Source organism: Microvirga splendida (genome assembly GCF_016427565.1).
Taxonomy (GTDB): domain Bacteria; phylum Pseudomonadota; class Alphaproteobacteria; order Rhizobiales; family Beijerinckiaceae; genus Microvirga; species Microvirga splendida.
Genome location: NZ_JAELXT010000007.1, coordinates 1 through 20,420 on the forward strand (window position 1 = coordinate 1; position 20,420 = coordinate 20,420).

At 67.0% G+C, this 20,420-nt stretch carries 24 protein-coding genes and 1 pseudogene; 9 read left to right on the forward strand and 16 right to left on the reverse strand.

Features of this window, described 5'->3' with window-relative positions; all coding sequences use genetic code 11:
* Nucleotides 1-86: 86 nt before the first annotated feature.
* On the reverse strand, nt 87-2,072 hold the full coding sequence (locus JAO75_RS08960) for an AAA family ATPase (RefSeq protein WP_199048458.1): 1,986 nt from the start codon (nt 2,070-2,072) through the stop codon (nt 87-89).
* Nucleotides 2,073-2,399: 327 nt separating this feature from the next.
* A complete protein-coding gene (locus JAO75_RS08965; RefSeq protein ID WP_199048460.1) occupies nt 2,400-3,014 on the reverse strand; it encodes a hypothetical protein in 615 nt (204 codons plus the stop codon).
* 348 nt (nt 3,015-3,362) lie between these two features.
* Here JAO75_RS08965 and JAO75_RS25465 point away from each other — a divergent pair, with 348 nt between their 5' ends.
* The gene (locus JAO75_RS25465; RefSeq protein WP_425523168.1) at nt 3,363-3,572 is read left to right on the forward strand and encodes a DUF6455 family protein; all 210 of its coding nucleotides are present in this window, start codon (nt 3,363-3,365) and stop codon (nt 3,570-3,572) included.
* Between the two features lie 69 nt (nt 3,573-3,641).
* Here JAO75_RS25465 and JAO75_RS08970 read toward each other — a convergent pair whose 3' ends face one another.
* The 6 genes and pseudogenes from JAO75_RS08970 to JAO75_RS08995 all read right to left on the reverse strand — a co-directional run bounded on the left by JAO75_RS08970 (nt 3,642) and on the right by JAO75_RS08995 (nt 6,138).
* Nucleotides 3,642-3,971 (reverse strand): cupin domain-containing protein, encoded by a 330-nt coding sequence (locus JAO75_RS08970; RefSeq protein ID WP_199048462.1) that lies wholly within the window; start codon nt 3,969-3,971, stop codon nt 3,642-3,644.
* A 111-nt stretch (nt 3,972-4,082) separates the two neighbouring features.
* On the reverse strand, nt 4,083-4,463 hold the full coding sequence (locus JAO75_RS08975; RefSeq protein WP_199048464.1) for a response regulator transcription factor: 381 nt from the start codon (nt 4,461-4,463) through the stop codon (nt 4,083-4,085).
* 111 nt (nt 4,464-4,574) lie between these two features.
* Nucleotides 4,575-5,192, reverse strand: a complete 618-nt coding sequence (gene fixJ / locus JAO75_RS08980) for a response regulator FixJ (RefSeq protein WP_199048466.1) — start codon at nt 5,190-5,192, stop codon at nt 4,575-4,577.
* Nucleotides 5,182-5,481 (reverse strand): annotated as a pseudogene (locus JAO75_RS08985) (ATP-binding protein); the annotation flags it as partial. The pseudogene JAO75_RS08985 and the gene fixJ, both read right to left, overlap by 11 nt.
* Complete coding sequence (locus tag JAO75_RS08990) at nt 5,414-5,836, reverse strand: ferritin-like domain-containing protein (protein ID WP_199048470.1); 423 nt, start codon at nt 5,834-5,836, stop codon at nt 5,414-5,416. The gene JAO75_RS08990 and the pseudogene JAO75_RS08985, both read right to left, overlap by 68 nt.
* Complete coding sequence (locus JAO75_RS08995) at nt 5,833-6,138, reverse strand: (2Fe-2S)-binding protein (protein ID WP_199048472.1); 306 nt, start codon at nt 6,136-6,138, stop codon at nt 5,833-5,835. Before JAO75_RS08995 ends, JAO75_RS08990 begins: the two co-directional genes overlap by 4 nt.
* 425 nt (nt 6,139-6,563) lie before the next feature.
* Here JAO75_RS08995 and JAO75_RS09000 point away from each other — a divergent pair, with 425 nt between their 5' ends.
* Both JAO75_RS09000 and JAO75_RS09005 read left to right on the forward strand, forming a co-directional pair.
* On the forward strand, nt 6,564-7,007 hold the full coding sequence (locus JAO75_RS09000; protein ID WP_199048473.1) for an OsmC family protein: 444 nt from the start codon (nt 6,564-6,566) through the stop codon (nt 7,005-7,007).
* Between the two features lie 147 nt (nt 7,008-7,154).
* Entirely contained in the window at nt 7,155-7,418 is a 264-nt protein-coding gene (locus JAO75_RS09005) for a hypothetical protein (RefSeq protein ID WP_199048474.1), read from the forward strand.
* A 112-nt stretch (nt 7,419-7,530) separates the two neighbouring features.
* On the opposite strand, the gene JAO75_RS09010 is transcribed toward JAO75_RS09005, so the two are convergent.
* Together JAO75_RS09010 and JAO75_RS09015 are read right to left on the reverse strand one after the other, a co-directional pair.
* The gene (locus JAO75_RS09010) at nt 7,531-7,974 is read right to left on the reverse strand and encodes a CBS domain-containing protein (RefSeq protein ID WP_199048476.1); all 444 of its coding nucleotides are present in this window, start codon (nt 7,972-7,974) and stop codon (nt 7,531-7,533) included.
* A 235-nt stretch (nt 7,975-8,209) separates the two neighbouring features.
* A complete protein-coding gene (locus JAO75_RS09015; protein ID WP_343234578.1) occupies nt 8,210-8,653 on the reverse strand; it encodes a host attachment protein in 444 nt (147 codons plus the stop codon).
* A gap of 1,213 nt (nt 8,654-9,866) precedes the next feature.
* Here JAO75_RS09015 and JAO75_RS09020 point away from each other — a divergent pair.
* Entirely contained in the window at nt 9,867-10,649 is a 783-nt protein-coding gene (locus tag JAO75_RS09020) for a succinate dehydrogenase iron-sulfur subunit (RefSeq protein ID WP_199048477.1), read from the forward strand.
* Nucleotides 10,650-10,750: 101 nt separating this feature from the next.
* Here JAO75_RS09020 and JAO75_RS09025 read toward each other — a convergent pair whose 3' ends face one another.
* Complete coding sequence (locus JAO75_RS09025) at nt 10,751-11,014, reverse strand: hypothetical protein (protein WP_199048478.1); 264 nt, start codon at nt 11,012-11,014, stop codon at nt 10,751-10,753.
* A gap of 398 nt (nt 11,015-11,412) precedes the next feature.
* Between JAO75_RS09025 and JAO75_RS09030 the strand changes: the two genes are divergently transcribed.
* Nucleotides 11,413-12,027, forward strand: a complete 615-nt coding sequence (locus JAO75_RS09030) for a YitT family protein (RefSeq protein ID WP_425523169.1) — start codon at nt 11,413-11,415, stop codon at nt 12,025-12,027.
* A 12-nt stretch (nt 12,028-12,039) separates the two neighbouring features.
* Here JAO75_RS09030 and JAO75_RS09035 read toward each other — a convergent pair whose 3' ends face one another.
* From JAO75_RS09035 to JAO75_RS09045, 3 genes are all read right to left on the reverse strand, one after another.
* Complete coding sequence (locus tag JAO75_RS09035) at nt 12,040-12,573, reverse strand: DUF488 domain-containing protein (RefSeq protein WP_199048479.1); 534 nt, start codon at nt 12,571-12,573, stop codon at nt 12,040-12,042.
* Nucleotides 12,574-12,578: 5 nt separating this feature from the next.
* Nucleotides 12,579-13,019 (reverse strand): PAS domain-containing protein, encoded by a 441-nt coding sequence (locus tag JAO75_RS09040; RefSeq protein ID WP_199048480.1) that lies wholly within the window; start codon nt 13,017-13,019, stop codon nt 12,579-12,581.
* Between the two features lie 110 nt (nt 13,020-13,129).
* Nucleotides 13,130-13,732 (reverse strand): DUF2231 domain-containing protein, encoded by a 603-nt coding sequence (locus JAO75_RS09045; protein WP_199048481.1) that lies wholly within the window; start codon nt 13,730-13,732, stop codon nt 13,130-13,132.
* 299 nt (nt 13,733-14,031) lie between these two features.
* Between JAO75_RS09045 and JAO75_RS09050 the strand changes: the two genes are divergently transcribed.
* Nucleotides 14,032-15,762 carry a hypothetical protein gene (locus tag JAO75_RS09050; RefSeq protein WP_199048482.1) on the forward strand — a complete coding sequence of 577 codons (1,731 nt, stop codon included), beginning with the start codon at nt 14,032-14,034 and terminating at the stop codon, nt 15,760-15,762.
* Nucleotides 15,763-15,921: 159 nt separating this feature from the next.
* Here the strand turns inward: JAO75_RS09050 and JAO75_RS09055 are convergent, their stop codons facing one another.
* The gene (locus JAO75_RS09055; protein ID WP_199048483.1) at nt 15,922-16,392 is read right to left on the reverse strand and encodes a cupin domain-containing protein; all 471 of its coding nucleotides are present in this window, start codon (nt 16,390-16,392) and stop codon (nt 15,922-15,924) included.
* 93 nt (nt 16,393-16,485) lie between these two features.
* Between JAO75_RS09055 and JAO75_RS09060 the strand changes: the two genes are divergently transcribed.
* The gene (locus tag JAO75_RS09060; RefSeq protein ID WP_199048485.1) at nt 16,486-17,103 is read left to right on the forward strand and encodes a TetR/AcrR family transcriptional regulator; all 618 of its coding nucleotides are present in this window, start codon (nt 16,486-16,488) and stop codon (nt 17,101-17,103) included.
* Nucleotides 17,104-17,185: 82 nt separating this feature from the next.
* Here JAO75_RS09060 and JAO75_RS09065 read toward each other — a convergent pair whose 3' ends face one another.
* A complete protein-coding gene (locus JAO75_RS09065; protein WP_199048487.1) occupies nt 17,186-18,268 on the reverse strand; it encodes an NAD(P)H-dependent flavin oxidoreductase in 1,083 nt (360 codons plus the stop codon).
* 489 nt (nt 18,269-18,757) lie between these two features.
* On the opposite strand from JAO75_RS09065, the gene JAO75_RS09070 reads away from it, so the two are divergent.
* Both JAO75_RS09070 and JAO75_RS09075 read left to right on the forward strand, forming a co-directional pair.
* Entirely contained in the window at nt 18,758-19,549 is a 792-nt protein-coding gene (locus tag JAO75_RS09070; RefSeq protein ID WP_199048489.1) for a potassium channel family protein, read from the forward strand.
* Between the two features lie 222 nt (nt 19,550-19,771).
* On the forward strand, nt 19,772-20,407 hold the full coding sequence (locus tag JAO75_RS09075; protein WP_199048491.1) for an FmdE family protein: 636 nt from the start codon (nt 19,772-19,774) through the stop codon (nt 20,405-20,407).
* The last annotated feature ends 13 nt before the right edge of the window (nt 20,408-20,420 follow it).

Sequence of the window (20,420 nt, forward strand, 5' to 3'; positions counted from 1 at the left end):
GCGCGCGCCGGCAGGCCGCCCGGCAGATGCGGGCGCCGAGGGCCTCGCGCACCGCGGCGAGGCGCGCCGCGACCTCCACGATGCCCCTATCCATGGCGGCCTCCCTTGCGCCGCGGCCGCCGGGCGGTGGCCGCGCGCGCGTAGGCGGTGAACAGCCGCAGGAAGTCCTGCCCGTCCATGTAGCGGTCCGCCTCAAGCACGCCGGCCACGGCCTCGACCAGAGGCCGGTGCTCCCGCACGAGGGCTTCGGCGCAGGCATGGAGGCGGTTGAGGTCGCCCTCGACGGCGCGGCGCAGGTCCGGGTCGAGGGCGAGCAGGGATGCGGCGTTTTCCGGCGCGGCGCGGTACGCCAGCGAATCCCCGAGGCCCAGGCTCGCGTGCACGGCCGCCAGCCAGCCGGTGGCGAGCGCCAAGTCGGAGCGGGGCGCGCCGCCCGCGCCCGTCGTGGCCGCGCCGCAGATGACCTTCTCGGCGGCGCGGCCGGCCAGGAGGACGATGACCATCGCCTCCAGCGCCGGCCGCGACAGGACCGGCTCGGCCGGGGCCAGCCCGTTCATGAATCCGCCGCCGTGCCGGTCCAGCAGGCTGATCTCCGCAACGGTCCCGGCGCCGACGAGATGCAGCGCGACGGCGTGGCCGGCCTCGTGCACGGCGCAGTGGCGCAGGGCCTTGGGGGAGCGGGTGTCGGGCGGCAGGATTTCGGCTATCAGATCGTGGAGCGCCATCGCCCGCCCGGCCATCCGGGCCCGGCGGCGGGCCGACTTGACCCACAGCGCGGCGTCGGCCCCGGTGGCTCCGGCCGCGATCCGGGCCAGCGGGCCCAGGTCGGCCCCGGGGAGGTCGTGCTCGCCAAGATGGTACCTCAGGATCTTGGCGAGGGCCGCAGGATCGGGGATTGGAATCTCGATCACGCGGTTCAGGCGCCCGGGGCGCACGAGCGCGGCGTCGATCCGCCCCGGGTGGTTGGTGGCGCCGACGATGACCACCCGCGACGAGGGGTTCGAAAGCACCCGCTCGATGTCCAGCAAAATTTTGGTGACCAAAACCGACCAGTAGTCGCGGTTGCGCCCGTCCACGGTGGCCCGGTCGGGGAGCGCATCGAGCTCGTCGATGAAAAGGAGCGCGGGCCGCGACAGCGCCGTCGCCGCGGCCAAAGCCTTCTCCCACTCCCGGATGGTGACGTCCAGATATCCGGTTCCTTGGGAGAACCAGCCTCCCACCGAGGTCGACACCAGGGGCAGGTCGGCCGCTTTGGCGATGGACCTCGCCAAGGTCGTCTTGCCGGTGCCGGGCGGGCCGGCCCAGACGCAGGCCCGGTCGATGGCCGAGAAGTCCAGGGCGCCGCGCCGCCAGGCCTCAAGGTCCTGAACAAGGGCCTCGGCCCAGGTCATCGCCTCGCCAAAGCCGTGCAGGGCGGACAGCGCCGGCGCCTCGGCCACGGTCGCGTCGACCATGGTCCGGGCGCGGGCCGCAGCCTGCAACCGGCGCACGCACGAGGCCGGGGTCGTCCGGATCCTGATTGCCGAGCAGATGTCGGCGAAGTCCAAGGCCACGCCGAGGTCCGGCGGAACCCGCCGCGGGACGGAGCCGGTCGCGGCCCGGATCACCCGGCGCAGGACAGCCGGCGAAGGATGGGGGATCGTGATCTGAAGGTCGGCCGCCCCCATCAGGGCCGACGGGAGATGGCGGCCTGGATCCGGCGCGATGCCGAGAAACCGGCGGCTTCGGGACAGGTAGTCCATCGCGTGCTCGTTGCCCTTGGCGGGCTGGTGGTGGACGCGGTCCGTGCCGGTGCGGATGGCGACGCCGTCCCACGACGCCAGCGTGCGGGCGGCGAGATACATTGGCTCGACCCAGGCCGGCGTCGGGACGGCGATCACCGCGGCCAGCGTCGGCGCCGCGGTGAAACGGCGCCGGGTTCGCCGGTCGAGGGCCGCCTCCAGCGCATAACGGGCCAGGGTTTGGGCCGCGGGGGTGAACGGGGAGGTGTAAGGCTCTGGTGCCGATGCCTCGGCGTTGTCCTCCGCCGGCACCAGGAGATCGTCGAGGGTGATGTCGTCTGCTTCTGCCATGGGGCAACCTCGTGGGGCGAAGCGGCCGGGCGCGCCTTGGCGCTCGCCGGACGGGTCCGCCGTGGAACAGGAATGGGGTTGGGATCGATGGGCCCCGCGGCGGGGCCGGTGCCTGCCTCCGCGCGGCGCTGAGGGCGCGCCGCGGACAGGGTGCCTGGTCCCGTCGGCCGGGACGAAAGGGTGGGGAGGCGCTCCGTGACCTCCATGGTCCCGCAGCCCTGCTGCGGTGGTGGCCCCGTCGCGGTGGAGGCCTTGCGTATCTCAGAACAAATAGGGAACAGATGTAAGCTTGTCAATTACCCCTTTCGGACAGGGAGGCGTCCCGGCTCAGCGCGGGTGGCGGCGACGCCGCACCGGGGTTTCGGGACCAAGCGGGGCTGCCGCCAGGTCCAGCTCGACGAGGTCGCGGCAAGCCAGGCCTAGAACCGCGGCGACGCCGTCGCCCTCGCGCACGGCCCTGGCCACCTCCGCCAGGGGCGCGGGATCGAGGCGCCTGAGCACCTCCAGCACCCGCACTTGGTCGGCGGCCAGAACCGGAACGCGCCGGCAGCCCCAGACGGAGCGTGCGTTCATGAGCAGGGGCGTGCCATGAACCTGCGGCGGCTCACGGCGCTCGTAGGCGACACCCTGGGCGGCGAACGCCGCCGCGGCGGCCTCGAACCGGCCGCGACCGACTATGATTCTGGCCGGATGGCACACGTCGATGACCACGGTGCCGCTGTCGGTTTCGAGCTGGTAGTCGGGGACATGGGGCAGCGGCAGACCGTCCAGGACGATGGTGACCGGATCCGCCGGCGCGATGGCGCGCACGGCGGGGTCCAGGGTCGCGACCAGCAGGGCGTCGAAGACATGGCGGTCGCGGGCGGCGATGGGGCCGCGGGTCTTGGCGCTTTCGAACTGGCGCGCCGGCGGGGCGGGCCGGGTGGATTGGGGACGCAACATGGACGCACTCCTACGAATCCCCGCGCGCCCGGCCGCCGCGGGGACGGCCAGGGTGGGCGGGGCGGCGCCGGACCCGGCCGGTCGCCATGGGTTGTCAGGTGAACCGCATCTGCGAACAAATAGGGAACAAAAAGCTTGGCCGTGTCAACGACTCGAAAGAGGTAGGAGTGAAGTCTTAGGCGCGTGCCACTTGGGCTTGCGCTGTGGAGAACGAGCTGGCCACTGAGATGCCGCGGTACCTGGGCTATGGCCGTTTCCAGTCAGAGGGACGTCTCCGGCCAGGCGAACCTGAAGGTTCCGACATAGAACTTCTCGTACAGAAACCGGAGATCCTGCTCCCAGTGCTGGATGGCCATCTCCATTCGCGCATCGCGTCGGCGTTTCGCGGTCCGGGAGCAGTTCGAGGGCGGGTTCCCCACCGCGTGCCGCCGCTGCCTGGCGTGCCCAATCGCCACCGACTGCCAGCGCTGGCTGGAGGGCGGGGGCGCCGATGCCGCGCCCTCCTTCTGTCCAAATGCCGCGTTCCTCAACCGGGTTCGGACGTCAGCGGGCCCGTAATCCGCGGGATGGCCGGAGCGGAAGCCCCGGGCACCGGGGCACGCGAATGGGCGCGGGGGCTGCCCCTGCTCACGGGTCGAACAGGATCGTGAGCAGCAGGGACGAGTTCTCAAGACCCTTGAGGGCGTGCCTGACTCCGCCGTCGAGGTAGATCCACTGGCCTGCGGACAGCTCCACGCCGGCGTCGGGGAGCTCCAGCACGACGCGCCCCTCCAGGCAGTGCAGGGTGATCGGCCCCGCCACCTCATAGGGCGCGATGTCCCGCCCGGCCGGAACGACCAGCCGGATCGCCTCGAAGGCCTCGGTCTTTGCAAGAGCCGTGGTCTTTGCTCCCGGCAATCTCTCCCCAAGGGGCCGCAGGTCGACGATTTCGCCGGACTTCACGTGGTTCAACGCCATGCTGCTTATTCCTTCCATCCTGCTAACCGCCGCCAGGTCTGCCTTACGCCGGCAGCCCGGGATGGCTGTCGTCAGCCATGCCTGTCGGGGCGCCTGCCCAATCCGGTATGTCTATGCGGAAACCGCCAGCGCGTTGCGGATCCCGTCAAGTAGCGAATTGTCCTCCAAGGGCTTCTCCAGCACTTGGCGGAACCCCACGCGGAGGGCCCGTGCCCGCACGGCCGGGGAGGACTTGGCCGTGATCAGAAGGGCCGGCAGGGTGACATGCCGCTGCCGCAGGCGCTCCACCAGGGTGATCCCGTCCATCCCGGGCATGGCGTAATCCACCACAAGGCATCCGGTCGGCGGCAGGTCGGGGTCTGACAGAAGCCGCTCGCCGCTCTCGTAGAGATGCACCTCCAGTCCCTCCTGCTCCAGGGCGAACTTCAGCGACCGCCTCACGGCGTCGTCGTCCTCGATGACGAGGATGATGGATCCTGGGGTCTTCGGCATGGTGAGCCCTCCACCGCTCTGGCCTTGGCATACCCCGCCTTGCGCCATCCGGGATTGATCTCCCTCAACGGGCCCGCCGGGACGCGCTCAGGACATGTCCTTAAGGGGCGATCATGCGGCCGGTGCGGCGCCAGCCATCAGGGCCATGCGCACAAGCTCGGACAGGCTGCCGGCCTGCATCTTGGTCATCACATTGGCCCGGTAGATCTCCACCGTCCGCGGGCTGATGCCGAGATCGTGTGCGATCACCTTGTTGGCCTTGCCGGTCACCAGACCGTCCAGCACCTGCCTCTCGCGCTCGGAGAGACCCTCCAGGCGGGACTGCACCGCGCGTACGTGGCCATCGCGTTCCACGGTCTGCTCCCGCACCACAAGGGCCGAGCGGACGGCGGCCAGGAAGAGGTCGTCATCGAACGGCTTCTCGATGAAGGCGACGGCTCCCTCCTTCATGGCCTCGACTGCCATCGGCACGTCGGCATGGCCCGTCATCACGATCACCGGAATGGCGAAACCTTGCTCCCTCAGGCAGCGCAAGAACGCGATGCCGTCCATCCCGGGCATGCGCACGTCCGTCACGACGCATCCCGAGGGGGCCGCCACGGTTTCCAGGAAGGCGGCTGCGGATTCGTGCAGGCGCACGGGCAGACCGTCCGAGGCGAGCAGGAACGACAGCGACTGCCGCACCGCGAGGTCGTCATCAACCACATGGACAACCGCCTCACTGGACATCAGCCATCTCCTCCCGATCCACCGCGCTCAGGCTGAACCGGAACGTCATCCCGCGGCCCGGATCCGAATCGACCGTGATCTTGCCGCCATGCGACTCGATGATGGTGCGGCAGATGGAGAGCCCGACCCCCATGCCGTGTTGCTTGGTGGTCACGAAGGGCTGAAAAAGCTGGGCCGCGACCTTGGGGGCGATGCCGGTGCCGGTGTCGCGGACGCTCACCTCAACCAGGCCGTCGTCCGTTTTCGCCTCCGTTTCGACGCTGAGCTCCCGGCGTTCCAAGCCCTCCATGGTCCTTCGAGACACGGTCGCCGATGCTGTCGCAATATGCCGCCGCTCCCCCGCAGAGGTCGCGCGCGTCGGACTCGACCGCGAGGTCGTTCTCCAGGACCTCCCGCTTGCTCCGGCCGATCCGCAGCGGGTTCAGCTCCTGCATGTTGGGGACGCCCTCCAGGAAGATGATGCGCTCGATGAAGCGGTCGGCGTGCTGCCTCTCCTCGGCAGTCTCCTCGTGCCACTTCTTGGCTAAGTCGTTGTATCCCCAGTCGGCCAGGGTGCGGGAGTGCTGCCAAGGCTGGTTGACCGCCGTCAGCTCATGCCGAAGGCCCCTGTTCAGGTACTCGATCACCCTGGCATCACCCTTCATGGGCCCTGCCTCCGTGCGGAGCCATTGAGGGTAGAGCGCCGCCATCTCTCAAGCTTCCCCGGCTCGTTGGAATTGGCCTGCCGGGTCATTGGGCAGTCCGTTGCGCAGTCGGCCGTGCAGGCGTGCTTGTGGGCCATTTCCTGATCCATGATCGCGCGGATCGTGGTGGCGCAGCGCCCGCACTGCGGGCCGCAGCCGAGATTGCGGTAGACCTGGGCAGGGGTGCGGGGGCAGTCCGGGCCGGGGTTGAGGCAGTTCCGGACCTCGCCGTCCGAAAAGACGTTGCACGAGCAGACGATCATGGGAGTCCTCAGTTTAGAAATATTCTAAATAATAAGTGATCTCAGAGACTTAGCCTAAGCCGCCTTGTATTGCCCATTCCGGGATTTCCCGGAGGGGCTGCGACGGGCGGACGCTGCCCCGCCCTGGATGAGATGACGTGGGGATCCCCGGGGGAGCTGGAGCGCCCTGTCAGGCCAATCTGTGATGCCAAGGGCCAGGGGGCCGGCGGCCCGACAAAGCCGCCAACACTTTGCTGCAGCACAAAGTGCAAGCCCCAGCGCCTGCTATCAGCCCATGGGCGGCTGCGGGGGCACAGCCGTCGCGGCCGGAGCGCCTCGCTCAAGCCATGTGGCGAGGAACTCCGGCCCTTTGACTGCCTGCTCCATGGTGGGCACAGGCCATACCACGCAGGCGGGTGCGCGATGGCCGGCAAGGAGATGACGACGTGACGGATCTATCTTTCCGCGTGACCCTGGGGTGGCATGGCCAACCGGCGGACGGAGAGGGTGTCTGCATCATTGGGACCAAGCGCTTGAGCTATTCGGCTCCTGCCGAAATGGGTGGGCTTGGCCAAGGAGCCAATCCGGAGACCCTGCTGCTGTCCGCGGTGGGCTCCTGCTACAGCATCACCCTGTCCCGCATCCTCAAGACTGCGGACCTGCCGTTCTCGCGCGTTCACGTCAGGGTGGAAGGCTCGGTGACCGGGTTTCCGCGGGAAATGCGGTTCACGACCATCTTGGTCCACCCCGAGATCCGCGATGCCGACGGGATCCGGGCCGAGGAGTACACGCGGGCGGCGCAGCGTGCCCGCGACCGCTGCTTCATCGGAAGCGTCGTGCGCGACAGCCTGGACTACAGGGTTGGTGAGGTAAGGCTGACCGGCCCATGAGTAGGCGGTCTTTCCGCCGGCAGCCAGTCGGACATTCCGAACGTAGCCCGGAGCGGGACGCGCCACCGCAAATGTGTCGATCCGGCGCGAGCGGTTTCCGCTGAGAGTGCGGCATGAGCTAGGGCAACCTGGAGGAGAAAGGTGATCGTGTTCGAGCGTTTCATCAAAGGCGCGAAGTTTGTCCCGCAGAGGACAGGCCCTCGTGGCGAAGGGTATGGCGTGGCGGCGTCGGCCGTCCCGCACGACGACAGGCTGCCAACAAAGAGCCTGATCATGATCCACTCCGATGAGGAGCTTCTTTACTATCTCCAGCGCGGCTACTCGGTGCGGATGGTTGGCGAGGACGGTACCGATGAGCATTTTGCGCGGGCCGAGGACGTCGCCGTGCGCTTTGTGCCGCCTTACCGCTAGGCCAGCCCCCCTTCGGGCATGAGGTTCCTGCCCGCCTGGCCGGGACCTGTGCCTGAGCTCCCGCGGCAGGCTCCCGGGCGCGGGACCCCTCCGGACTGGAAGCACCGCTATGCTAGCGGTAGCCGACGCACATCACATAGTCGCGCAGAAGAGCCTCCTCGTGCTCGACCTCGCCCAGCAGGCTCTGGAGGGCATCGCGCGCATAGAGGATGCCCAGCGGTCTGCGGCCCCCGTCGACAACCGGAACGCGTTGGAGCCCATGCCGCATCATCGTCGCCCAGACGTCCTTGAGATGGTCCTCGGGTCGGCAGGCCACCACATCGCGGGTCATGATGGACTCCACCTGGGCGGCGCATCCGCATCCGGTGCATTGCCGGATCTGGCCGACAATGTCGGTCTTGGTCAGAACGCCGACCATCTCCCCGTCGCGGCCGCACACGACGACCAGATCGGTGTGCGGCTTGGACATGAGTTCCGCCGCCTGTGTGACGGGGGCGTCGTTGTCGATCAGCGCGAGGCGGTCGCGGGCGGGTGGAAGGGTGCGCTCAACAAGCATGATCGTCTCTCGTCTCCTGCCGGGTTGTACACTTTCAATGTCTACGGACCATCGTGATCGTCGGGTAGAGGGATTGCAATGCCGCCCCAGTGCTGCATGTGACGCATGCGGCGGCACGGCCTCTCCCGACGCCCCAAGCCGGTCGGTGCGGTCCAAGAGGGGGCCGGGGCGAACGCCCGAACCGGCACTCAGGAGCAGGTAATCTCGGGAGGCCGGCGGGCATTCGCCATCACTGTCATGCACCGGCCGTGAGGTATCGCTCGATTTCGTAGGTGGGATGCTTCGTCAGATCCTTGTTGACCTCGGCGAGAATCCGCTCCTTCACCGCCTCTGAGAACCGGCTGCGGAGTTCGGAGAGGGTGCGCGGGGGCGCCGCGACGACGATGGCTTTCAGCCCCCCGTTGAAGCAGGCGGCATTGACCGTCTCCGCAACCTCGCCGGCAAACTTCCGTTCGGCCAGATCATGCCAGTCGGTCTGCTCGACCGCGCCGTGCTGACCGCGCGCGCCTGCCTTGTCGGTTCCCTGCAGATGCGTCTGCGGATTGTCGGGCGCCTGGAGCACGCGCTCGACCTGGAAATTGGGGTGGACGTCATCCCCATGGTTGGTCAGGAACAGGGCCTTGCGCCCGTCGCTGACAAGAATCAGGCCATTCTGGGGAACCTTGAAGGTGTTGTGCACGATATCGCTCCTGTCTTACGCGCACATGTTGCCTGACAGCCCCCGAGGGATCTTTGTTCCAGGTCACGTTGGTGTGCTTCACGGGCAGGCGCGTTCCGGACAGCGCCTTTGTGGCTGAAGCGGGTGCAGGGAGCCTGAAGATCCCGAATCGGACTTTCGCATCAGCGGGCAGGGGCAACCCATATGCATGACCGAAGGCCTTGCCCTGCAACACCCGATTTTCCATCCGGGCCAAGTCAATCGGTGCCGCTGTTTGTGTTGTGTCAAAGACGAAGTTTCGTGCTCTGCTTCAATGGCGGGACGTGGAGATAGCCGGACTGTCCTTCCCCGGAGGCGGGGCTGTCACGAGGCATGGATCACACGACCCACGGAGGCGCCCATGCACACGGAGCCAGAGATGCGCAGCAACCATGAGATTGACGAACCCGCACATCCGCGGGTGACACGGGCGGCCATCGCAGAGGTGGTGCGGGCCGTCTACGCCCAGGCGGGCGCAGACCACCTTCTCGCGGACCACCTGAAGGAGGCGACCGGCGGCAGCCGGGGACCGCACGTTGCTCATGCGTGCCAGTTCTGGTCGTCCGTTCTTGCTTCTGACGGGACGGGGAACGGGAGCTTCGGACCACCTGATCCGGCAATTGCGGGCCTCTCCCCCTGCTGCCTCCAGCGTTGGATCGCCCTGTTCCGGATGATTGCAAGGGCGAGATGGCCTTCCGAGCTCGCGGAGCCATTGGTGAGGCGGCTAGAGGCAGTTGCGCACGGCATCAGGTCCGGGACACTCGTCGGGTCCGGCAGCCGAACACCGGATCCCGCGGAGGCGGGAGCCAGCTAGGATGAGGGCCTAAGCGCCGGCCTGCCGTTGCGCCCGGCCCCGTCCGTTCGCCTGTGACGATGGAAATCATATCAGCCGCAACAGGGATCGCACTGCCCTCGGCCTCTCCGCCGGATGCGATCTCGTGAGGTTGCCAAGCCGGCGCCGATGCACCCAGCATGGGATCACGCGCCCTCGCGCGTAACACCTGCCTCAAGCGCTGCGGGCGGAGAGTGCCACCATGGCAACGGCGCGATGCCGCAAAGGGCCAGTGACGAACAGGCCGGTCACCAGCCCCTCGTCCCCTTGCTCACGGCGTGTTCATTGTCGTTGCCGCTCTCAGGGCAATGCGGTTCAATCCACCTTCGATCCGCGGCTTGACTGATCAGAACGGAGAAACGATTGGCTCAGTTCACGCTTCCCAAGAACTCCCGCTACACCGAAGGCAAGACCTGGCCGAGGCCGGATGGTTCCGCCAACGTCCAGGCGTTCCGCATCTACCGCTGGAACCCGGATGACGGCGCGAACCCGCGCATCGACACCTATTACGTCGACCGCGACGATTGCGGCCCAATGGTTCTCGACGCGCTGCTCTGGATCAAGAACAACGTCGATTCCACGCTGACCTTCCGCCGCTCCTGCCGCGAGGGCATCTGCGGGTCCTGCGCCATGAGCATCATGGGCATGAACACGCTCGCCTGCACGCTCGGCATCGAGGATTGCGAGTCGGATTCGATCAAGATCTATCCGCTGCCGCACATGCCGGTCATCAAGGACCTGGTGCCGGACCTCACCAGCTTCTTCGCCCAGCATGCCCTCATCGAGCCCTGGCTGCAAACCGAGACCCCCGCACCGGAAGGTGAATGGCCCCAGACGCCGGAGGAGCGCTCACGGCTCGACGGCCTCTACGAGTGCATCCTGTGCGCCTGCTGCACCACCTCGTGCCCGAGCTACTGGTGGAACGGTGACCGCTATCTCGGTCCTGCGGCCCTGCTCCAGGCTTACCGCTGGCTTATCGACAGCCGCGACGAGGCCACCGACAGGCGTCTCGATACGCTGCATGATCCGTTCCGGCTCTACCGCTGCCATACGATCATGAACTGCTCGAACACCTGCCCCAAGGGCCTGAACCCGGCCAAGGCCATCGCCGAGATCAAGAAGATGATCTTCGCGCGCCACACCTAGTCCCGGATCTCCTGGCCGCACTGAACCGAGCCATTGCGCTGGCCGGCGCGGCCTGCGGCCTCCAGCCAAGGGCGAAAGCCTCCGGGTTCCCTACCGTTCCCTTAAGCGGCCAGTGCGTCCGCTTCGCCCGCAAGGGCCTGGTCCGGGGACGTCGAACCGACAGGGCCGAGGCGTCCTGATCGGGCCGCCCGTGTCCAGGCGCGGAGCAGGCCGGCTGCCTCGCGGGTAAAGCCTGCCCGCCGCTTGAGATCGTCAAAGGTGTCATCAGGGTGGCAGGCATCATAGGTTTGGCGGGCCAGGGCCTCGATGGCTGCATCGCTGGCGCTCGGCTGGCTCGGGAACTGGGGCTGTCTGGCTTGCGGCATCGGGAAAACCTCCGGTTGGATCCTGGCGAATGTGCCGCCCAGCCCAGCGGGGTTCGTTGCGCCAGCACAACCTTCCGGCGCCCTCCACAGGCGGGGCCGCTCGTGCAGGAGCCGCTTGGGCAGGGCCTGCCTGCGGTCCGGGCCCATGCGGGCGCAACGGATCAGGCCTCCCCAGGCGGCACCCCGCGGCCGCAATGCCCGGCGGGTCCAGAGCGCCGCCATGCGGTCAGGACGCAGCCGAGGGCGACCCCGCTGGTTTCCTCCTCTCCATGCTGGACGAAAACACGCCCGATGGGACGTACAACCGTGTCCATCCTTGCTCCTCAGCAAATAGACCTGACCGGAAACCGGCTATGGCTTGAGGCTCATGGGGCAATGTTCAGGCACAAAGGGACGCCGTGACGGATCAAGCCATCGCGAGCATGCATCGCCCTTACGAGGATGTGGCTGCCATCCTGACGGGCACCTTGATGGTGGCGCTTGGGGTCACCTTCTTCGGCTCCGCCGGCCTGCTGACCGGAGGCACGGCAGGCCTCGCCCTTCTCCTGGGGCAGGTAACCGGCTTCGAGTTCGGAGCCGCCTTCTTCGCCGTCAACCTTCCGTTCTACTATCTCGCCGTCAAGAGAATGGGCTGGAAGCTCGCGGTGCGAACCTTTCTGGCCGTCCTCCTGGTTTCCCTGCTCTCGAAGCTGACGGCCTCTTCGGTCAGCATAGGCCATCTCGATCCGGTCTTTGCCGCGGTCACCGGCGGGTCGCTCACTGGAATCGGACTTCTGATCCTCTTCCGCCACCAGGCCAGCCTCGGCGGCATCAACATCCTGGCGCTGTACCTGCAGGAGCGCCACAGCCTGAGGGCCGGATATGTCCAGTTGGCCCTCGACGCGCTGATCCTCCTTGCGTCTCTGTTCGTCCTCGCGCCGGACAGGCTCGCATTGTCGCTCCTGGGGACCGTCGTGCTCAACCTCGTGCTGGCGACGAACCACAGGCCCGGCCGCTACACCGGCGTCAGCTGAGACTGCCCGGCCTCATCCCGCGGCGGGATAGACGATCCGTTCAGTGGACGGCCGGGCTCCGGGCGTGAGCGATGCCGGCTCGATCTTGCCAGGTCCAAGGAGGTGGAACACGGAATGGCCGGAGGCGAGCAGGTAGTCGGCAATGATCCGGCGGTGGCAGCGCCACCACACCGCCTCGGCGCACATGATCGCCGTGACGCTCCGATTGCCGAGATCAGTCAGGCGGTCAAGGCCCTCCCGGAATCGGTCTGTCAGAGCGTAGTCGGCATAATTGCGGAAGCTCGTGTTCTCCCAGAAGGCGTTGGGGGACGGCCCGTCCCGGCGCTGCTTGCCGCGCAGCCCGCCGAGCTCGGCAATGTGTTCGTAGCCGATCTGATAACCCGCCAGGCTCTCGGGCAGGGCGTCACGGTTGAACTGCGGGTTCGTCCGGGAGCGCGGAACGGTCCGGACGTCCACCACCAGACGGACGTTTGCCTCGCGCAGGAGGTCCACGAATTCCGAAATGGTGCGGGTGGAATGCCCGATGGTGTAGAACGGATTTGTCATGCCGGTCAGTGAGGGCTCGGGGGAGCGGTTGCCTCCGCCAGCTTTTTCTTCAAGCCTCTGATCTCCTCGTAGCGGCTGGTCACGTCCCGCATGACGGCAGCAAGGCCCTGCATCTGCCCCTGCTCATCCTTGAGCGGCACGATGGTGAACTCCAGCGAAATGCGCTGTCCGTCCTTGCGGATGCCTGGCACCGACAGGAGATCGCCCGCGCCATAATGGCTCTCGCCGGTTGCCATGACGTGCCGGAAGCCCTCCCAGTGGCGTGCACGCAGGCGATCCGGGATGATGAGGTCCAGCGATTGGCCCAGCGCCTCGTCGGCGTGGTGGCCGAAGATCCGTTCGGCTCCGGGGTTCCACACTCGGATGATTCCGTCGCGGTCCGTGGCCACCACGGCATCGGCCGCAGCCCTGAGGATCGCATCAGCCGCAAGCCGGGTCAGATCCATTTGGCGCACCCGCTTCTACTTCCAGTCACATCGGACCTCGGGACATGATCATTCCTCCAACGGGATCTCGATCCCTGGTCGGGCCAACCTGCTGCCTCCAGGAACGGAGCTTATCCTGCGGCCGTCTGCCGTCGAGCGGGCAGATTCTCCTGGAATCTCGGGACGATCTCCCCTTGCGCCATCTCCTGGGCGGTGTGCCTGAGCGCATGGCCGACGTTGGCCGCAGACGCGCGTGCGGCCTTCCCGAACCCGTCGTGTGGCATCTCGGGCGTCCGCTCCGGTTCGATCCCATCGGCAGGGGTCACGCCGACGCCATGCGCGTAAACCATCCGGCCGCCAAGATAGCCCGAATACGTAACAAGGGCGGCTCCCGCCAAACCTGCCAGCAGGTAGCCGGCGCTGGGCCGCCGGCTGCGGGCGCGGATCGCTGCCAAGCCCACCGACAGGGCCAGCAGGCCGATGTTGAGCGTGCGATGGGTGACGAGGAGATCATGCGAGGCATCGCTGGTCCTGACCGCCTCCTGCGCGGCAAAGCCTGCGATCCCCGTCGCGGCCACGCTTGCGGCGGCCACCGGCATCAACTGGCGCCCCATTTCCATCAACGAGTCGTTGTCGGTGAGCGTGCCGATGAGATCGGCCGCCACGGCGGTGGGCAGCAGGGCCACCGGGAAGTGGGCAAGGGCGGGATGGACTTCGTGAACGCGCATCGGCATCGCAAACCTCACGGTCAGAGAGATCGCCTCTTCCTCAGGAGGATGACGGTCATTGCCTCTCCTCCAGACAGGCGGGTGTGGCATTGATTCGGGACCGTCTGTCCGGAATGTGGCCCGGAGGCTGCCTGAGAGGTCAATTAACCGCCGCAGCACAGGTTCCGACACCAGATGCAGCGCGAGCGACCATCCTACTAAATAGTGAAGCTGGAACGGTCGAGGGGTCTTTCGATTGGAGGATAAGGCGCAAGGCCTGCGGGTGGGCCTCAGCAACACCCGCACCGTCCCGGTAAGGATTTGCCATGCCAAAGTCAGCACGCGACAGAGCCAACGCAACTTCCGCCGGATCTGCGGCATGGACCGGGGGGCGCGCCGGCCGGAATTCGCGGCATTCATCCGCAGACATCGTTCTGGATGCCTTGGCAGGCGCGGCGGCAGGGGTGGCGGCCGTCTGGGTGATGGACCGCATCGACTGGTTCAACTTCCGGCGCGGCCTCGACAACAGGCGGACACGCCAGCAGACCCGGCAGGCCCGTCCCGGCGGCATGGATCCGGCCCAGGTTCTGGCCGCAGAAACGGCAGACCAAGCTGGACGTGCCCTGACCCGGCGCCAGCGCGATGCGGCCGGTCTCATCGTGCATTACGGGCTGGGGATGGTGCCGGCGGCGCTTTATGGTGCCCTGCGCGGGCGCGTCGCCTACCTTGATGCAGGCAGGTGCAGCCTCTTCGGGCTGGGCCTGTTCCTGATCAAGGACGAGGGGATGAACGCCGCTCTGGGCCTGTCCGGCCGCCCGCAGGATTATCCCTGGACCGCCCATGCCCGCGGACTTGTCGCCCATTTGGCCTATGGGCTTGTGACCGACGCCCTCTGCCGGGCGATCAGTGGATCCTCTGGCGTTCGCGACGCGCGGCTGCCCGCCGGAAGAGGCTTTGCCTCAGGCCATCCCAAGGCAAAGCCGTCCTTCGTCCGCTACCGCGACGACGTGGAGGAGGTTGAGCCGGATGAGCAGGAGACCTTCGACAGGATCATCGAGGCGATGGCAGGTGGCGGCCGGGTCACGCGGGAGCGCTACGGCCGTTCCGTGCGCACGTCCCATGCCAAGGCGCACGGCATCCTCAAGGGCGAATTGCGGGTTCTGGAGAATCTGCCTCCCGAGTTGCGCCAGGGGCTGTTTGCCGAGGCGCGGACCTACCCAGTCGTGGTGCGCCTGTCCCATGTGCCCGGCGAGTTCCTGGACGACCGTCGGGTGTCCACACCACGCGGCATGTCGCTCAAGATCATCGGTGTCGAAGGAGAGATGCTGCCCGGTCATCAGGAGGAGGTGACCCAGGACTGGGTGCTCGACACGGGCAAGGTGTTCATCGCACCCACCGCCAAGGTCTTTCTGGCCCAGATCACCGCGACCGAGATGGCGATGCCGCTGCCGGAAGGGGTGAAGCAGGCCGTCTCCGCAACATCCCGCGCGGCCAATGCGGCGCTCAACGCCGTGGGATTGGACAGCGCCAACCTCGACTTCTATGGCCATCCGTTCAACCACCCCTTGGCGGAGGCCTATTACAGCCAATGCCCGTTCCGTTATGGCGACTACATCGCCAAGCTCCGGGTCAGGCCCGACATGCCGCGTCTGCACGAGCTGCTGCAAGCCGGCTTCACACCCGCCGACGAGGATGGCCTGCGCACCGCTGTCGTAGAATACTTTCGCGACAATCCGGCCGAATACGAGGTCGCCATTCAGCTTTGCACCGACCTGGAGCGCATGCCGGTGGAGAATGCCAATGCCGAATGGCCGGAGGACGAGAGCCCGTATCGGCCGGTTGCCCGCCTGATCCTGCCGCCGCAGGAAGCCTTCGATGCCAGGCGCCAGGCCCTGGACGAGGAGTTGCTGTTCTGCCCCTCGCACAGCCTTGCTGCCCACCGCCCGCTCGGCTCGATTATGCGCGCCCGGCTGAAGGCCTATGAGGTCCGGGGCAACGCACGCCGCCAGGAGAACGGCCGTTCGATCAGAGAGCCACGAAGCATCGAGGAGCTCTAGGTCTGACGGGAGCAACCACGTGCAAGCTGGAGCATGTATGGCCCGCCAAGGAAGAGGCGGCACCGATCCAATTGCACTGCCTGTGCGGTGACGGCGAGATCGTTGGGCGCATGGAACCGGCCATCAAGCCGCTGCCACTGGGGCTGGACGCAAGGCCAGCTAACCTTCCGCAGGAGGAAGGAGGAACTCCAGGCCGTTTCTCCTGCCGATCTCCAGGACGCGCGGGATGTCAGGCTCGCCTGATGGCGGTGGAAGTTCGCGGGTGCCGGCCGGCATGGGGTCACCCGCCTCGCTGAAAAAGCCGTCATGAACCCTGCCGGGCGAGTTGATGATCAGGAGCCGCCCCGGCGCTTGGCCCACATTCTTGAAAGCGTGAACGGCTCCGTTCGGCACCTTCACGAAGCTGCCGCTGGTTGCCGTGATGGTCTCGCCCTCAATCATGAACTCGAAGGAGCCGTCGAGCACGTAGAAGGCTTCGTCGTCGGAGGGATGCCGGTTGGGCGGAGCACCAGCCCCAGGCGCCGTCAGCGTTTCCACGAGGCAGTAAGCCCCGCCCGTGTCCGGACTGCGGGCATGAAACCGCAGGAGGTTGCCAAGGAGGTGGTAGGTGTCGGTCTGGGGAGCAGCCATGACGTTCTCTCCCATTCTGCGCCGAGCATCAGTTGCTCAGGACGTGAGGCCACGGTATCATAATGAGACTAGCGTCTCAAGAGAGTTTCTCCTTTGCGTCTCGATACCGGACGAAGCAGCCAAAAGGCACGCACCCGGCAGGCTCTCCTGGCGGCGGCACGACAGGTGATGGAGCGCGGTGAGCCCGCCACGGTCTTGGCTGCGGCCCAGGAGGCGGGCATCTCCAAGGCGACAGCCTACCGCTACTTCTCCACGTCGGAGACCTTGGTCCTGGAGGCCGCTCTCGACGCGAAGGTCGCCACCCCTGAGGAGATCGTCGGAGACGCCCAGGACGTGCGGGAGAGAGTGCTCCGGGTGCAGCGGTATCTGTTCACGCTCACCCGTGCATCTGAGACCAAGTTCCGGCTGTTCCTGGCGCGGGCGTTGGATGCATCTGTTGCTGATCCTAGGGATGCCAGCCGTGAGATAAGAGGGGGGCGCCGCCTGCCGATGTATGAGCATGCGCTCGCTCCCGTGCGGTCGCGCCTGTCCCGGAAGCAGTTTCAATTCCTCGTTCTGTCCCTGTCTGCCGCTTCCGGAATGGAGAGCTATCTGGCTCTGAAGGATGTCTGCCGGGTCGACGACGCCATGGCTGACAGGATTGCGGCCTCAAACATCGAGGCCATTCTCGACAGGCTCCTGACCCAGGCGCTTGAAGGGACCAAACCATAAGCTCGCATCAGGCCGTCGAAGCTCCCGCCATCTCCACAGCGGGCGCGATGTTATCGGTGGCGACCTTGAGGAGAGCGGATGGTCATGCGTCGCCGCTCAACCTGGACAACCTCGAAAGCGTCTCCGCGGCAAGCTGGCGTGTCAGGTCGCCCGCTGGGGCTTCTCGGCCGAGAGCGCCAGCCTGCCCGGACCAGAACGGCGAGAAGTCTCCCGATCCAGCCTGCTCGGCCTTGGCCCTGAGGGGAGCGAGGGCACCCGTGGCCAGCGGGAACTCCGGCGAGAGTTCCGACATCGGGCCGACCTCGCGCACGATGCGGTTGGTGATCCCACGGGCCGGCCGGCCTGTGAAGACGTCGGTCAGCACGGTGTCGTTGTCCTTGGCGCGCCTGAGCGCCTCTCGGTGGAGCGGGCCGACCTTGGCCTCGGGACAGAACAGATACGCCGTGCCGATCTGGACCGCCGAGGCTCCCAGAGCAAAGGCGGCGGCGATGCCCCGCGCGTCAGCGATGCCTCCTGCGGCAATTACCGGCACCGCCACGGCATCCACGACCTGCGGCACCAATGCCATCGTGCCAGCCTGCGTGGTGATGTCCTGAGACAGGAACAGGCCGCGATGTCCGCCAGCCTCGTAGCCCTGCGCAATGACGGCATTGCAGCCTTTGTCTTCAAGCCATCGCGCTTCTTCCACAGTGGTGGCCGAGGAGATGATCTTCGCGCCGGTCGCCCGGACCCGCTCCAGAAGGCTTCGCTCGGGTAGCCCGAAATGGAAGCTGACCACCTCCGGCGCGAACTCCTCCACCAGGTCGCACATGGCGCTGTCGAACGGGGCACGGGCCGCCGCGGGAGCAGGTGTCCTTGGGTCGAGCCCGAGCTCAACGTAGTAGCTCTCCAGGCGCCGCTTCCAGGCCGCCTCGCGGGCCGGATCGGCCTGTGGCGGGTTGTGACAGAAGAAATTGAGGTTGATCGGTCGCGAGGTGCGTTGGCGAATGATCCCAAGTTCGGTCCGCATCTGCTCAGGGCTGAGCATCGCGCAGGGCAGGGAACCGAGGCCGCCTGCCTCGGAGACCGCGACCACCATCTCGGACCCAACCGAACCCGCCATGGGCGCCTGGATGATCGGCAGTTCGATCCCAAAGAGATCCTGAATGCGACGGTCTGCCCACATGCGTCCATCCCTTGCCCAATAACCACGGCGATCCGCTGCCACGACAACGAGGTGTACAGGGAAGCAGGGCGGGGGAACAACCGGGCTTCTGGCGTGAGGCCCCCTGAATGCACGAAAACCCGCACGGGCCAGTCCGGGCCTTCTGGATTGCACAGGCCCGGACTGGCATTTGGCGTGGGGAACAAGTCTGTTAATGCTGCCTAGACAAGCTAGGCCTTGGAGGCGCAAGCCGCAGATCACCCTTGGCGCACGTGGATCCGAACCTGCATGATCGCTTCACCGTCATAGCCCTCCTGCGGGTCCGCCTGAAGGCAACGTCTACCGGATCCGGGTTCGGGGGCGGACATCGCCTGTCACGACGCCCAGCGCGGTGCAGTCCCGGCTGCTTCAGGGGGAGGGCTGCCGGCTGTCCTGTCAGTTCCCACGGACCCGCCCGATGGACGCCGCCGTTCTCACCGGCATCTGACCCTGAACAGGAGTGCCCGGATCATGAACGACACGCCCCGTGAGAACGAGGTGGAGGAGCGCTGGAGCACGCTCCACGACCTTGAGGAGTGGCTGCAAGCACCGATGATGGTGCTCAGCTTTGCCTGGCTCGTGCTCGTCATCGTCGAGCTGGTGTGGGGGACCATCCGCCTGCTGGAGGTCTTCGGCACGGCAATCTGGGTTGCCTTCATCGTCGAGTTCGCGATCCGATTTGCGCTTGCTCCCCGCAAGACTTCGTTTCTGAGGCGCAACTGGCTCACGGTGATCGCCTTGGTCGTGCCGGCCTTCCGGCTGCTGCGGGGGCTCCGCTTCCTCAAGCTTGCCCGGGCGGCACGGGGCTTCCGGCTCGTGCGCATCGTCGGCACCGCCAACCGGGGTATGAACGCGCTGCGGGCCAGCCTGAGCCGGCGCGGGCTTGGATATGCCATTGTCCTGACCGTCCTGATCACGCTGCTCGGGGCCGGCGGCATGCTGGCCTTCGAGCCCGCCCCGGAGGTTCAGGGCGGCTTCGCCAGCTATGCGGACGCGCTGTGGTGGACCGGGATGTTGCTGACCACCATGGGAAGCGAGTTCTGGCCCCGGAGCCTGGAGGGCCGCATCCTGTGCTTTCTGCTGTCTCTGTATGGCTTTGCCGTGTTCGGCTACATCACCGCAAGCTTCGCCTCGTTCTTTGTCGAGCGTGATGCCGCCGCACCCGAGGCGGAGACCGCGAGCGGCGCCGACCTGGCCGCCCTGCGGGCCGAGATCGCGGCGCTGCGGGCCGACCTCGCCAGGGACAAGGGCAGCCACTCATAACAGGCAACCCAAACGGCACCGGCCATGGCCGCGTCGTCCGACAGCTGCCGACGGGCTCGCCGTCCGCGATGTTCTCCACCAACGCCTCCGAGGGACAGGGTTTGGAACTTGGCGCCATGCATCGCACCGCCTTACCCGCCATCCTCAGTCTTATTGAGCCAGAGCAACGAGCGGGCCGCGCGGCTGCGGTAACGAGAAGGCTCAACTGATCCGGTGGTCCCGATGAATTATCCAAGCTTCTTCGACGAGGCGCCCCGCCTCACGCTCTACGATCCCCTGAGCGCCTTCCTCGGCGCCACCGCAGATGGATTGGTCGAGTACAGTTACCTCGATGCGGTCAAGCTGGCCGGGCATTCCTGCCCGACCGTGGCCGGCGCCTACCTCATGACGCTGCAGGCGCTCAGGTATCTGTATCAAGGCGGAATCCCGGTGCGGGGCGACATCGACGTCACGCTGGGCCAGGACGCCTCCGAGGGCGTGGCCGGCGTGATGGCTTCGGTGGCCACCCTCCTGACCGGAGCTGCGGGCGAGGGCGGGTTCAAGGGGATCGCAGGACGGTTCGAGCGCCGTGACCGGCTCGCCTTCGGGGCCGCCATCGACGGGGAGATCCAGTTCACCCGTCGCGATACGGGCGAGGGCGTCATCGCGAGCCTGAACTCCGCCGCCGTGCCGCTTCATGCCGACGCCCGACCGCTGTTCCAGCGGGTGCTTGGCGGCGAGGCCTCCCCGGCGGAAGCCCAGGAGTTCCGCCGGCTGTGGCAGGACCGCGTCCGGCAGCTGCTGCTCGACCACGCCGACGATCCGAATGTAGTCCTGCTGACGCTCGTGCCGGGCACAGCCTCCGCGTCAGCGGCCTGACGAAACCGTCTCC